Here is a 13,759-nt window from a genome sequence, read left to right on the forward strand (position 1 = left end):
TTGTAAGAGTTACCCGAAGAGGAGCCGGTCGATACCCAGGTATTTACGCCTGATTTTCGCCCGGCTTATTCTCGTTATTTAGTGGGAATTTAATTTCAACATAGGAAAAAAGGGTGCGGGAAGAAAGTCATATCCCACAAAAACGGTTTAACTCTGATTCGATCCTAAGAAAAGGGATATTCCACAGATGGTGGAGACTGGAAAAGGCGCATCATTTCGGGGCAGGCGAGAATTTGTACGTTTGGAAAGAGGAGTAGGTGAGCATGAGTTTCGAGTTTTTTCGACGACTAGGCATGATTCCTCATTTTCGGGAAACTGCATTGACTGATTAAAAGCGCATTCATATACTTGAGCCTAAATTTGGATTTGTTAGTTATTTTAACAAAGTAAGGTGGTGGATGACATCGTGATCGGTAGGGGGAAAACCGGGAACGCCAAATTCGTCAAGCAGATGAACCGGGAAGGCATATTGCATCAGCTCCGGCAGGAGCCCCGCTTGTCACGAGCCGAACTGGCAGTAAAAACGAAGCTTAGCCGTCCTTGTGTCTCGGCCTTGGTGGAAGAGATGATTCATGAAGGGCTCATTCGTGAGGTGGGTACAGGAGAATCCAGAGGGGGGCGCAGGCCGATCCTGTTGGAATACAATGTGCAGGCGTATGCGGTCGTAGGCGCCGTGTTTGAAGGCAGCGAGCTTGAAATGGCGGTAGCCGATATGAAGGGCGAGCTGATCGCCCAAATGCATACCCGTTTGAAGAAGCCGGTGGATGGGGAATCCGCGCTTCAGGCGCTGGAAGAGACGCTGGAGCGTCTGCTGGATGCGAGCGGGACGGACCGGGGCCGGGTGATCGGAATCGGCGTTGGGCTTCCGGGCATTACGCAGCGCCGAAGCGGCACCGTCAGCCACGCTCCAAGCACGGGCTGGATGGACCTCCCCGTAGGCAAGGAGATTGAAGAGCGCCTTCAGCTGCCGGTGGTGCTGGATAATGACGTCAACATGATGACGCAGGGCGAATTTTTCGGCGGGGCCGGGTCTGGCGTATCCAGCCTGGTGTATATGTACGTCGGAACCGGGATCGGCGCCGGCATTATCCTTGACAAGCAACTGTACCGCGGAAGCAAGGAGGCCTCCGGAGAAATCGGGTATATGCGGATCGGTGACTCGCCGGGAAGACGCAAAGGCGAATTCGGTGTGTTCGAGAAAAATTTCTCGGTGAACGGCATACACAGTAAAGCGAAGGCGCTTGGGCTTGAGGTCGACGCAGAGACGAGCATTCTCCGGCAGTTAATCCAGCTGAGCGAGGAAGGCAGCTCGCAGGCGGAGGGACTGCTGAATGACGTGTATCACGGCTGGGCTTCGGGAATCGCCAATACGGTCAGCGTGCTCGATCCCGAGATGTTGGTCTTGAGCGGCGAGATGGTCCATTTGAACGAAGCCGGACTGAACCGGATCCGCGAGCTGCTGCTGGATTGGGTGCCGGTGATGCCGGAAATCCGCTTGGCGGCGCTGCGAGAGCGCGCGGGGCTCATGGGTGCGGTGCACAGCGTGCTTGAAGCGCATTCGTTCGCTTCCAGGTAGTTAACATTTTGAATTATAAATTAGCTCAACATCCTAATTTAGTACTTAATCATGAGCAGAGTAGCGGAGGGGCCGGAATCGATCTGGAGAAGCGGCAGCGGTCGCCTAAAAGCTTTCCGAAGGAAAGCTGGCTCCGGAAGCATAGCTGTGACCGAATTTCTACCTTGCTGGGAAGGTGAATCAAGAAATTTGGGAACAACAGCGATCGGAAGAACGATCCGGAACCGCAGCGGCCACCCTGCACCATACTAAGAACTAATCATTTCAATGTTGAGCCTAAAATTAGGGGGATTACCAATGGCAAAGAAATGGTTCAAGCTCGGCATGATGTCCATCGCTCTGACAATGACGGTTGGTCTGACCGCTTGCGGCGGCGGAGACAAGGAACAGGCAGCCTCTGGTGAAGCCAGCGGGGACAAAGGATCACAGAAGCTGGTCATCTACACCGCCCGCGACAAAAACGTCGTTGAGCAGATTCTGCCGAAGTTCGAGGAGCTGAACCCGGATATCGACGTCGAAGTGATGACGATGGGCGCCCAGCAGATCATGGAGCGGGTGCGCGGCGAGAAGGCCAACCCGCAGGCTGACTTCTGGTGGGGCGGCACGCAGTCCTCTTTTATCACGGCGGCGAATGAAGGGCTGCTGGAATCGTATAAGCCGAGCTATGCGGACAGCATTCCGGCCGAATACAAAGACGAGCAGGACCGCTGGTACGGGGAGATGCTGCTGCCCGAGGTCATCATGTACAACTCCGAGGCAGTGAAGAAAGAGGATGCGCCGAAGGATTGGGATGATTTGCTCGATCCGAAATGGAAGGATCAAATTCTGATCCGCGGCGTCATGGCGTCCGGCACGATGAGAACGATCTATGATGCCATGATATACCGCCAAGATCCCGCGAATCCGGAAAAAGGCTACGAGTGGCTGAAAAAGCTCGATGCCAACACGAAAGAGTATACGCAGGACCCGACCCAATTGTACTTGAAGCTGGCCCGTCAGGAAGGAAAGCTGTCGCTGTGGAACCTGCAGGACATTCTGATCCAGAAGGAGCTGCAGAAGCAGCCGTTTGACTACATCTATCCGACCAGCGGTGCACCGATTCTGGTGGATGGTGTCGGCATTATCAAGGGTGCCAAAAATCTGGACGCGGCGAAGAAGTTCTTTGATTTTATTTTTGATGAAGGCCAGCTTAAGGAAAAGGCGGACAAGCTGTTCCAGATTCCAACCCGGACCGATATCGATAAAAGCCAGTTCCCGGACTGGTACAAAAACCTCGATACCAAGCCACTGGACCTGGATTGGACGGTTCTTGCGGATAAAGAGAAGGAATGGATGCAGTATTGGGATGAGAATATCAAAGGCAAGGGCGGCAAATAACGGGATTGCGGCTTGATGGGCAAAGTTCTGCAACCATATAAGTTAAATCAAAGAATACGATGCAGGCAAGGGAGTAAAATGATTCCGAAGAAGCGGAGCGGTCGCATTTGGCTTTCGGATTTCTACCTTAAAGGTCAATACAATCAAGAAATCCGAAAACAAGAGCGATCATAGGAACAGTTTACGTACTTGCCCCATCATCCATTTCAATGTTTGAACTTATATATCTACTAGGTTGTCTGCCTTTCGAATGGTTAAGAAAAATACTTGTTGCACGAAGGCAATTAAGCTTGCATCTATACGTGAATGGACTTGAAGGAGGACGAATGATGATCGGAGTCACGCTGGACCGCGTCAGCAAAACATTCGGTGGGGCCAAGGGTGTGGAGGAAGTTGACGTACATATCAATCCAGGCGAGTTTTTTACCTTTCTGGGTCCGAGCGGCTGCGGCAAAACGACCACTTTGCGCATGATCGCCGGTTTCTATTACCCCAGCGACGGACGAATCTTGTTCGGTGAGCATAATGTCACCAACATGCCGCCCAATAAGCGCAACACGGGCATGGTATTTCAAAACTACGCTTTATTTCCGCACATGACCGTATTCGAGAATATCGCTTTCGGTCTTCAAGTCCGGAAACAGGGGAAGGCTGAAATTAACGAGAAGGTCACGCGCGCCCAAAAGCTGGTACATCTGGACGGCTACGGGCAGCGCCGCATCGATCAACTGTCCGGCGGGCAGCAGCAGCGGGTTGCACTCGCTCGTGCACTAGTGATCGAACCGAATATTCTCCTGCTCGATGAGCCCTTGTCCAACCTCGATGCGAAGCTGCGGGAAGAGACAAGGCAGGAAATCAAGCGGCTTCAGCTGGAGCTGGGCATTACCACGATTTACGTCACACATGATCAATCGGAAGCGATGTCCATGTCGGACCGGATCATGGTTATGAAGGATGGCGTCGTGCAGCAGATCGGCACGCCGCATGAAATTTACAACCGTCCGGTCAACCGCTTCGTCGCTTCGTTTATCGGGGAGTCCAATCTGTGGGAAGGCACAGTGGAGCGGTTGGAAGGCGGTATGGTGGACGTGCGGCTTGCACCGGATTTGCGGCTGACCGGCCTCGCCAACAATGCCTCGCCCGAATGCAAGCTGGCGGTGGGGCGGAAGGTCACATTGTCGGTACGCCCGGAAGCGGTCCGGGAGGCCGCTGCGTCCGAACGCGGCGAGAACAACACGATGGCTGCGAAGGTACTGCTGTCGGAGTTCACCGGGATCAGCGTGAATTATATCGCGAAAGCTGGCCCGTTGTCCGTGAAGGCGATGTTTGTCGGGCAGGGGCACCGGATGAGGGAGCGGGACGAGGAAGTGTTGTTTAACGTGGCGCCGGACAGCATTTATTTTTTGGAATAGGGGGTGACCCGAAGCGATGAACAAACCTCAGCCTCAATTGGCACCGCCGTCTATTCGCCCAAGCAGCCGCTGGAATTCGCTGACGAGATCGCCGCATTTTGTATATGTGCTGATTGCGCCGTTATTTCTTATCCTATTGGCATATGTCATCTATCCGTTCTTTCAGACGTTCCGGCAGAGTTTGCAGTTGGACGGCGGCTTTTCGCTCCAAAACTACTCCCGTTTCTTCAGCCTGGAACATACGGCGAATCTGGAGGCCCTGTGGACGAGCGTATACATTTCGGTACTCAGCGTGATCACCTGCGGCATCGTGGGGGTGGCCATGGCATTCCTGCTCGAAAGGTACGAGTTCCCCGGGCGCAAGATCTTGTCGGTGCTTGTCCTCGTGCCGATGGCGCTGCCGCCATTGATCGGGGTGTTATCCTTTGAATTTTTGTACGGTTCCAGCGGGATTATTCCGCGGGGGCTGCAGCATCTGCTTCATCTGGACAAGCCGCCTTTTACGCTGAAAGGGATTTGGGGCGTGCTGGTGGTCCATACGTTTACGATGTACACCTATTTCTATATGACGGCGTCTTCGGCGATCAAGGGGCTTGATCCGTCGCTTGAGGAGGCCGCATCGAATCTGGGGGCGAACCGGTTCACCATCTGGCGGCGGGTGATTCTGCCCATGCTGACGCCGGCCATCGTTGCGGCATCGCTGCTGGTTTTTATGATCTCGATGGCGTCGTACACCGCGCCGCTCATCTTCGGCATTGAACGGACGATGACGATGCAGATTTATCTGTCCCGCACCAACGGCGACTTGGATATGGCGGCGACGCAATCGACGCTGCTGTCCGTCGTGTCCATTCTGTTTCTTATTCTGATGCGTTGGTACCAAGGCGCGCGGAACTATCAAAACATGAGCAAAGGCGTCAGCGTTCACCGGACCGAGGTGAAAAACAAAGCGGGCAGAAACACCGCAATGGTGCTGTCTTTTCTCGGGGTGCTCGAGCTGATGCTGCCGATTCTCGTGATTGTGCTGCTCGCTTTTTCCGAAGACGGGAAGTGGACGACCCAGGTGCTGCCGCCGTCTTATACACTGGACCATTTCAAGGATCTCTTTACCGACAGCAAAACATGGCGTCCCATCGCCAACAGCTTCAAAATCAGCATCGCGGCGACGATCGGCAACCTGTTGTTCGGCGTCGCAGCCGCCTATGCCATCGTGCGCATGAACTTTAAAGGGAAGACGCTGCTCGATATTCTGATCATGCTGCCTTGGGCGCTTCCGGGCACGGTCGTGGCCGTAAACCTCATTACGGCGTTCAGCGAGCCTAATGCGTTCTCCTTTGGACAGGTGCTGATCGGCAGCTTCTGGATCCTGCCGCTGGCTTATTTCGTCCGGCATCTGCCGCTAATCTTCCGCTCGACCTCGTCCACGCTGATGCAAACCGACCGCTCGGTGGAGGAAGCGGCACGAAATTTGGGGGCGTCCTGGTGGTACACCTTCCGCCGCGTCGTGTTTCCGATGGCGCTGAGCGGCATCCTGGCGGGCACGCTGCTGGCGCTTGTGGAAGGCATCGGCGAGTTCGTCGCCTCGATTCTGCTGTATACCAACAAGACGACGCCGATCTCAGTCGAGATTTTTCAGCGGATGTACGCCTTTGAATTCGGAACCGCCTGCGCGTACGGCGTGCTGCAAATCGTCATGATTATTCTCGTGCTTTACGTTTCCCGGAGGCTGACCGGCGGCAATGCCGGCTCCGCGATTTGACGATCCATTTTCCTGAACCTGAAGCGGTAAAAGAACACCTTTTTTTCATTACGCGGCGACCTGTCCAATACAAGCCGATTGCGATAATGATACAGGCAGGCAGCGGCATTTGCCGATGCAGGCCAACACTCACGCTTGAAGGAGGAGAAGTAACTTGAGTCAACGTGAACTGAGTAAGAAACGCAGGGCAAAAAAATGGATGGCGGCATCGATGAGCCTGGTGATGGCAGGAACGCTTGCTTTTCAGGCCGGTCCTGGAAAGGCATCTGCTGACAGGGGGGTGGTCGATTTATGGAAAGCCATCAAACCCCTCACCACTATTGCCAGCGCGATGAATACGGGTGCTCACCCGGATGATGAGCACAGTGCGACACTTGCGTATCTTTCGCTCGGACTCGGCGTGGATACATACAGTGTCATCGCCAACCGCGGGGAAGGCGGGCAGAATGAAATCGGCAGCGAGCTGGGCAACGCTCTCGGAATCATCCGCACGCGGGAGCTGCAGGAAGCGTCGAAGATTACGAATGTGACGCTGGCGAACCTGAGCCAGAAGCTGGACGATCCGATCTATGACTTCGGATTCTCCAAAAGCCCTGACGAAACGTTGGAAAAATGGGGCGAGGACGTCGCTTATGAACGTCTGATCCGTCAAATCCGGGAGAAACGTCCGGATGTGCTGATTCCGGCGTTCCTGAACGAGCCTTCGACGCACGGGCATCATCGCGCGATCAACGTGCTGACCGTACGTGCCTTCAAGGATGCGGGCAACCCGCAGGTGTTCCCGGAGCAACTGAAGGAAGGGCTGCAGCCTTGGCAGCCGAAGAAGCTTTTTGTACCAGCAACGGATAAGGCATACGATGTCTCTTTGCCGGTCAATGAATACAATGAGCTGTACGGCGCTTCCTATGCCCAGCTCGGAGAAGAATCCCGCTATATGCATAAGAGCCAGGGCATGGGCAGACAAGTGGACGAAGGCCAAGGAACGGCCTATTACACACTGCAGGCATCGGCGGACGGCAAGAAGGCGGACGAGAAGCCGGCTGCGTCGTTGTTCGGCGGAATCGCCTTTACGTTCGACGATCTGGCCAAAGAAATAGATGTCAAAGGAAAGGACAACAAAGTCGCCAAGCAGCTGAACACGCTGCAAAAGGACGCCAACGAAGTGATTGCGGCTTATCCCGCATTTGCGGAAGTCGCCCGCGAAGTTCACGAAATGAAAGCGGACGTTCAAACCGCTGTGGAGCTTGTCAAGTCATCATCTTTAGATTCATCGGCGAAAAATGATCTGCTGCATCGCTTGGACGTGAAGGAAAGACAGCTCAATAAAGCCAGCCAGGAGGCGACTTCCGTCGTCGTCAAGGTGAAGCCGGAGACCGGAGAGCTTATTCCAGGGCAAACGACGAAGGTGACGGTAACGGCCTTTAACGGCGGAGACGTGAATGTCGGCAAGGTCAGCCTGAAGCTGAATGTTCCCGAAGGCTGGAATGCGAAAGCGTCAGGAGCGGCGACCTTCGCCAAGCTGGACAAAAACAAGACGGTCCAAACCGAATTTGAGGTTACCGTGCCGAAACAGGTGGAGGACTTCAATCCTTATGCGCTTCCGCTGATTTCCGCGGATATCGGGTATGAGGCGTTCGGAACGGCGGCAACGCTGCATGCGGTTCCGGATAATGCGGTAGCCGTGCTGCCGCCGGTTGCGCTGTCCCTAAGTCCGGAAGCGGCGGTTCTGAATACGCTGAAACCGGGAGACGCTGTACCGGTCAAGGTGACCGCGACGAATTATGCGCCAGGCGCGGAGAAGACGAAAGTTTCGCTGAAAACGCCGGAGGGATGGACGGTAGAGCCCGCGGTGCAGGAATTGAGCTTCGCGGCCAAATACGAAACCAAGACGGCTGAATTTACGGTCAAGGCGCCTGAGGGCGTGAAGGCGGGAAGCTACAGCTTGTCTGCTGTATCGAGCGATGGAACGCTGGACAGCAGCAGAACGGTACAGGTTATTCAGTATCCGCATATCGGCAAAACCTATTATGTTAAGCCGGCCAACCTGGCCATTCAAGCGTTCGATCTGAAGGTGCCGGAGGGATTGAAGGTCGGCTATGTGTCCAGCGGGTTTGATAACATCGATCAGGTGCTGCGCCAGGTGGGCATCAATGTGACGAATCTGGATGCTAAAACGATTCAGTTCGGCGATCTGTCGCAGTACGATACGATTGTGCTCGGCATTCGGGCCTATGCGTTCCGGCCGGAACTGATTCCTAGCAATCAGCGTCTGCTCGATTACGCCAAAAATGGCGGCAACCTCGTAGTCCAGTATCACAAACCGGAAGACAAATGGTCGCCGGATCTCGCTCCGTATCCGATCAAGATTGGCGCGCCGCTGATCGAATGGCGCGTCACGGACGAAAATTCCAAGGTGACGATGCTTGCGCCGGATCATCCGATCTTTAACACGCCGAATAAAATAACATCGGCCGACTGGGAGAACTGGATTCAGGACCGTTCGGCTTACAACCCATCCGAATGGGGCAAGGAGTACACGGAGCTGATCTCGAACGGCGACCCGGGTGAGAAAGAGTTTACGGGCACGTTCCTCACAGCCCCTTATGGGAAAGGGAATTACACGTACAGCTCCATTGTCTGGTACCGCGAAATGCCTAGCCTTGTTCCAGGCTCGATTCGCATGTTCGTGAACATGATCAGCCTGAAGCAAGAAGGGACGGTTTCCACCGGAACCACTCCCCAAAAGTAATGGATGATCGGGCCGGAATGTAGGATGAATCGTTGAAGGATTTAGCTTGAAAGGGGATGGCGCGGAGCGATAGGCTTCGCGCCGGACCCTGGATTTTTCAAACGGATAAAGACTTTGGCTTACGTACATAAAACAATCCATGGAGGGGACTGGGCAACATGAGGAATCGGGAACAGATTTTGGAACGGGAAGGCGGACATTTTCCGGGACGTACCTACACGGAAGCCGTGCTCGAGCCTGCTTTCGATGAAGCGAAGAACAGCCTGCTCGGGGCGATGATGGCGATCAACAAAGCGCATTTGATTATGTTGAAGGAGCAGGGACTCGTAAGCGGGGAAGAAGCCCTCCAAATCGCGTCGGCCATCCGCGGCCTTGACCTGGAGGGGCTGCGCCAAGCGGAATATACGGGACAGTTCGAGGACCTGTTCTTTCAGGTTGAGCATGAGCTGCATGCAGCGGCCGGAGACATTGCCGACAATTTGCATCTCGCCCGCAGCCGTAACGATATGGGCATCGCGATTTACCGGATCGTGCTGCGGGAGAAGCTGCTCGTAACGCTTCGCGGAGCCCTTGCACTCAAGAGTCAACTGCTTTCGTTTGCAGAGGAGCATAAAGGCACGATCATGATCGGGTATACGCATACGCAGCAGGCGCAGCCGACGACGTTGGCCCACTATATTTTGGCGATGGCCGATTCACTGGATCGCGACATCCGCCGGCTGCAGGCGGCTTATGCCAACTGCAACCGAAGCAGCATGGGAGCGGCTGCACTGACCACATCCGGCTTCGCCATCAGCAGGGAGCGGGTGAAGGAGCTGCTGGGCTTCGACGAGCTGATCTATAACTCCTACGACGCGATTGGCGGTGCCGATTACGTTGGCGAGATGATGACAGCCGTGCAGCTGGCCGCGATTAACCTGGGCAGGTCGTCGCAGGACTTCCTGCTGTGGTGCACACAGGAATTCGGCATGCTGCGCGTGGCCGATCCTTACGTGCAGATCAGCTCGATCATGCCGCAGAAGAGAAATCCGGTATCGTTCGAGCATATGCGCGCGCTGCTCTCCAGCTGCGTCGGCAATACCCAAACCGTGCTGACCATGATGCACAACACGCCATTCGGCGATATCGTCGATACGGAAGACGACATGCAGCCTTATGCCTGGAAGGCGCTAAAGGTGCTGGAACGAATGTATCGTCTGCTCTCCTGCGTCATCGGGACCGTGGACGTCAATAAGGAAGTGCTGCGGAAGCGGACCGAGGGCAGCTTTGCCACGGTGACCGAGCTTGCAGATACGCTGGTGCGCTCCGACCGTTTGTCGTTCCGCAGCTCCCATCATATCGTAAGCCGTCTCGTGAAGCGTGCCGTCGCCGATGGACTTGCCGCTAACCAAATTACGCTGGAGCTGGTCAATGAGATCGCGCTGCAGGTCATCGGCCGGAAGCTTGCGCTGACGGAGGAGCAGCTGCGAATGGCGCTGGATCCGGTTCATTTTGTGGATATCCGTACGCTACCCGGCGGGCCTGCTCCTTCGGAAATTCAAAGCGTGATCGCGAAGCGGAAAGGGGCCCAGCAGACTCAGGAGCAATGGCTGGACGCAGCCCGCAAACAGGCGGAGGGAGCCTTGAAGAACCTGGATGACATCTTGGCCGGCTGGAGCGGCAGCCGATGAACATGGCAACAATTCCTCTGCTGGCCGTAGACGGCGGGGGGACGAAGTGTCTGGCCGTGCTTGCGAATGCCGAGGGCCGGGTGCTGGCGAGCGGGCGTGCGGGATCATGCAACTACCAGGGAGTAGGGCGCGAAGCCGCGGCGCTTGAGCTTACGCGTGCGATCGAGGAAGCCAAGAGGCAGCTGGCGGATCTGGATGTTCAAGGGAATACGCGGTCTGCGTTTGACGGAGATGCTGCTCCTCTCGCTTCTCAGGCCGTAGATCCTTCACCTGCCGTAACAGTAGAGTCACCGCTGCATGTGACCTGCGCGGTGTTCGGCCTCGCCGGCCTGGATACCGATTATGACCGTCAGGTGATTGAGGAGCTTGTCCATGAAGCGCTTCGAAACACGCAGGTGCAGGCCGACCGCATCATCGTGGAGAATGACGGCGTGGCTGCTCTACTCGGTGCCACGGGCGGTGCCCCCGGCATTCTGGTCATCGCCGGTACCGGCTCAATCGTGTACGGGATTAACGCGAGCGGTGAAAGCGCTCGTGCCGGCGGCTGGGGCCACCGTGTCGGCGATGAAGGCAGCGGCTATTGGATCGGTAAGCAGGCCATCATCGCCGCATTGCGTGGATATGACGGAAGGAGCGGTGCCACGGCGCTAACGGGTAAGCTGCTGCATCATCTGAAGCTGCGCACGGAAGAGGAACTGTTCAACTGGGCCTACTCCGCGGCATACAGCGTGGAGAAAACAGCCGGGCTCAGCAAACTCGTGAGTGAAGCGGAACAGGAGGGAGACGCGTCTGCGCGTATGATTCTCGAGGCTGCTGCCGACGAGTTGTTTCTAGGGGCCCGGGCCGTGATCGAAAGAATCGGATTGGCTGAAGCGGAAGAGCCATTTACCCTGATTTTGCAGGGAGGCGTGCTGCAGAATATTCCGCTTGTGCGAAGCCGATTGGCGGAACGAATCCGTTCCATCTCGCCTCTGGCCAGCGTGGACGAGGCAAAGATGGAGCCGATCTATGGGGTGATTGCGCAGGGGATGCGGCTGCTCTAGAGAGCCGAGGAACGATCTGTCCCATACCCTTTAATAAAAACCAATGGCTTAGCTTGAAGCGCCTTTGCTAATGCAGTTACTGTTAGCATAGAGGGCGCTTTTTCTCCGTTCTCTAGTTCACCGGCGCTCCGCTGGCCTCTCTAATAAATCTTACTGCAAATCAATACTTTGTCGATCGTCAATAAAAGACTGAAGCCCGGAATAGAGCGTTCAGTCTTTTTTCGTAAATGCTGCGCCCTTGCAGTCAGGCCAACCACGTTAACCGAGTTACGTGTGTGCGACGGCTCTGATTTCGATCAGCTGCTCGGGAGACGCCAGGTATGTTACGCCGATGCAGCTGCCGGCCGGCCTGTGTTGTCCGATGTATTCCTTGAACAGCCGAATGCAAGGCTCGAAAATGCTCTTGCGCGTTTGTCAGATAGATCTCAACATAAGCCAGGTTCGACTTTGTGACACCAAATCCCGCCAGTACTCGATCCAGATTTTCCAGCGTCTGCCGGGTCTGTGCCTCGATATCTCCCTCGCCAACAAACGCTCCCTCTGTATCGTGGGAAAATTGTCCCGAAATGTAAATGGTGCCGTTGACGCTATAGCCCTGGGTGATGCCGTGATCCCAAAGATCGTGATTGTAGGTTTTCACTGTAGTCATTTTTTTCTCTCCTTTACTTCAAAGTAAGGCAAGTATAAGATGAGAAAAAATAAAAATATAGTACGCACTTTATTGATAGGTACTATCAGAAAGGGTAGTGCAAATATGAGCATGGCTGAGTATAAAGGCAAAGTTAAAAATGTTCAGGATACACCTTTTGGATACACATTATCCGTTATTGGCGGCAAATGGAAAATGGTGATTATCTACCTCCTGGCAGAAAATCAAACGGTTCGCTTTAATGATCTGAAGAGACAGATCGGGGCTATTACTTTTAAAACATTGAGTTCACAACTTAAAGAATTGGAAGCGGATGGGATGGTGAAACGGAAAGAGTATCCTCAAGTTCCTCCAAAAGTCGAGTACAGTCTTACAGAGAAAGCGGAGACACTCTTACCCGTTTTGGAAGGGTTATGCGAGTGGGGAGTAAAAAACCAACCGAAGACATGAGCGGCTTTTAATTAACGGGAAACGTTAGTTCAACGCCGGCAGCATTGTTATAAATCGTAAATATGCATTGGAGGCAAAATACGGAATGAAGCTTTCGGATGATGACTTGGTAATTCGCCTGCATGAACGGTCAGATACAGCAAACATTGTAACCATGATTAATCGTGACCCATTGCATATGTTGAACGGGCTAACGGCCGAAGCGTTTGAGCAGGATTTAGATGAACCCGGGGAACGAATCCGGGATAACACGTTCGTTGTTGAGCTTGGACAGACAAACGTCGGTTATTTTTCTTTATGTTTCGTTGAACGGATTACACACATTTCCGTGTATTGTTACGGGACGGTGGACGTGGATTGGCGCAGGCGAGGCATTGGTACGGCAATGTTCAAGTTCATTTTCACACGACTGGAAGACATCGCAAGGCAAGAGGGGAATCCAATTCACTTTATTCATCGTGCACTCACGAGTATTTCTGGAGAAACCGCTCTTGGTGCCAATTTTGGCATGCAGGAGCAAAACAGCCTGGGTATTTTGTGCTTAAACGACCTAAACCACATCAAAGTTTCGAGCCCTCCATTAGAATTTAAATTCCGTCCCCCTACGCTAGAGGATGCTCCAATTTGGGCAGAGATTTATAACAATGCATTCGGTGGTAACAAAACGGTTGAGAGTGTCATTCACGAATTTCAGGGAACGGGCTTTTCCCAAAATCTTTATATGCTATGTGCACATGAAACAGGGAAAGCGGTTGGCCTCCTCTGCTCTACACTGAGAGGAACTCATGCTAGAATACCGACAATTGCAGTAAAGCGTGAATGGCACAGACGTGGTATTGGGGAAGCGATGTTATCCGAAATATTACAGAGACTTCAGCATTCAGGTGCGGTAGATGTGCGGTTAAGCGTAGAAAGTAAAAATGACGCGGCTAAGCGGCTCTATACAAAATTTGGTTTTCAAGAGGAATATAAAAGAATTCATTATGAAGCGATCTTCTCGCCTTAGCAGATTACCCTATTTCGGCAGGCTTGGTATTGCGGAATATGATACAGTTGGTATATTTCTAATGATCA

9 protein-coding genes and 1 pseudogene are annotated in these 13,759 nt (G+C 53.9%); 9 read left to right on the forward strand and 1 reads right to left on the reverse strand.

Features of this window, described 5'->3' with window-relative positions; all coding sequences use genetic code 11:
• The first annotated feature begins 406 nt into the window (after nt 1-406).
• From IAE55_RS12285 to IAE55_RS12315, 7 genes are all read left to right on the forward strand, one after another.
• Nucleotides 407-1,576 (forward strand): ROK family transcriptional regulator, encoded by a 1,170-nt coding sequence (locus IAE55_RS12285; RefSeq protein WP_200632499.1) that lies wholly within the window; start codon nt 407-409, stop codon nt 1,574-1,576.
• Nucleotides 1,577-1,873: 297 nt separating this feature from the next.
• Nucleotides 1,874-2,953 carry an extracellular solute-binding protein gene (locus IAE55_RS12290; RefSeq protein WP_183585929.1) on the forward strand — a complete coding sequence of 360 codons (1,080 nt, stop codon included), beginning with the start codon at nt 1,874-1,876 and terminating at the stop codon, nt 2,951-2,953.
• Nucleotides 2,954-3,282: 329 nt separating this feature from the next.
• Nucleotides 3,283-4,365: an ABC transporter ATP-binding protein gene (locus IAE55_RS12295; RefSeq protein ID WP_200632928.1), complete on the forward strand. Its 1,083-nt coding sequence runs from the start codon at nt 3,283-3,285 to the stop codon at nt 4,363-4,365.
• A gap of 16 nt (nt 4,366-4,381) precedes the next feature.
• Nucleotides 4,382-6,124, forward strand: coding sequence for an ABC transporter permease (locus tag IAE55_RS12300; protein ID WP_200632501.1), 1,743 nt, complete (start codon nt 4,382-4,384; stop codon nt 6,122-6,124).
• Nucleotides 6,125-6,335: 211 nt separating this feature from the next.
• Nucleotides 6,336-8,873, forward strand: a complete 2,538-nt coding sequence (locus tag IAE55_RS12305) for an NEW3 domain-containing protein (RefSeq protein ID WP_234489530.1) — start codon at nt 6,336-6,338, stop codon at nt 8,871-8,873.
• 158 nt (nt 8,874-9,031) lie between these two features.
• On the forward strand, nt 9,032-10,543 hold the full coding sequence (argH, locus tag IAE55_RS12310; RefSeq protein ID WP_145164919.1) for an argininosuccinate lyase: 1,512 nt from the start codon (nt 9,032-9,034) through the stop codon (nt 10,541-10,543).
• Nucleotides 10,540-11,586, forward strand: coding sequence for an N-acetylglucosamine kinase (locus tag IAE55_RS12315; RefSeq protein ID WP_200632503.1), 1,047 nt, complete (start codon nt 10,540-10,542; stop codon nt 11,584-11,586). Before argH ends, IAE55_RS12315 begins: the two co-directional genes overlap by 4 nt.
• 267 nt (nt 11,587-11,853) lie before the next feature.
• Here the strand turns inward: IAE55_RS12315 and IAE55_RS12320 are convergent.
• Nucleotides 11,854-12,235: pseudogene (locus IAE55_RS12320) on the reverse strand (RidA family protein).
• Nucleotides 12,236-12,340: 105 nt separating this feature from the next.
• Here IAE55_RS12320 and IAE55_RS12325 point away from each other — a divergent pair.
• Both IAE55_RS12325 and IAE55_RS12330 read left to right on the forward strand, forming a co-directional pair.
• The gene (locus IAE55_RS12325; RefSeq protein WP_105444161.1) at nt 12,341-12,685 is read left to right on the forward strand and encodes a winged helix-turn-helix transcriptional regulator; all 345 of its coding nucleotides are present in this window, start codon (nt 12,341-12,343) and stop codon (nt 12,683-12,685) included.
• Nucleotides 12,686-12,770: 85 nt separating this feature from the next.
• Nucleotides 12,771-13,691: a GNAT family N-acetyltransferase gene (locus IAE55_RS12330; protein ID WP_200632506.1), complete on the forward strand. Its 921-nt coding sequence runs from the start codon at nt 12,771-12,773 to the stop codon at nt 13,689-13,691.
• Nucleotides 13,692-13,759 lie beyond the last annotated feature (68 nt).

Source organism: Paenibacillus sp. S28 (assembly GCF_016624415.1).
Taxonomy (GTDB): Bacteria; Bacillota; Bacilli; order Paenibacillales; family Paenibacillaceae; genus Paenibacillus_AQ; species Paenibacillus_AQ favisporus.

What these genes read in the sequence shown, in the direction of transcription:
- IAE55_RS12290 (WP_183585929.1), top strand. Translation starts at nt 1,874, where the DNA reads ATGGCAAAGAAATGGTTCAAGCTCGGCATGATGTCCATCGCTCTGACA.
- IAE55_RS12295 (WP_200632928.1), top strand. Translation starts at nt 3,283, where the DNA reads ATGATCGGAGTCACGCTGGACCGCGTCAGCAAAACATTCGGTGGGGCC.
- IAE55_RS12300 (WP_200632501.1), top strand. Translation starts at nt 4,382, where the DNA reads ATGAACAAACCTCAGCCTCAATTGGCACCGCCGTCTATTCGCCCAAGC.
- IAE55_RS12305 (WP_234489530.1), top strand. Translation starts at nt 6,336, where the DNA reads ATGAGCCTGGTGATGGCAGGAACGCTTGCTTTTCAGGCCGGTCCTGGA.
- argH (WP_145164919.1), top strand. Translation starts at nt 9,032, where the DNA reads ATGAGGAATCGGGAACAGATTTTGGAACGGGAAGGCGGACATTTTCCG.
- IAE55_RS12315 (WP_200632503.1), top strand. Translation starts at nt 10,540, where the DNA reads ATGAACATGGCAACAATTCCTCTGCTGGCCGTAGACGGCGGGGGGACG.
- IAE55_RS12325 (WP_105444161.1), top strand. Translation starts at nt 12,341, where the DNA reads ATGAGCATGGCTGAGTATAAAGGCAAAGTTAAAAATGTTCAGGATACA.
- IAE55_RS12330 (WP_200632506.1), top strand. Translation starts at nt 12,771, where the DNA reads ATGAAGCTTTCGGATGATGACTTGGTAATTCGCCTGCATGAACGGTCA.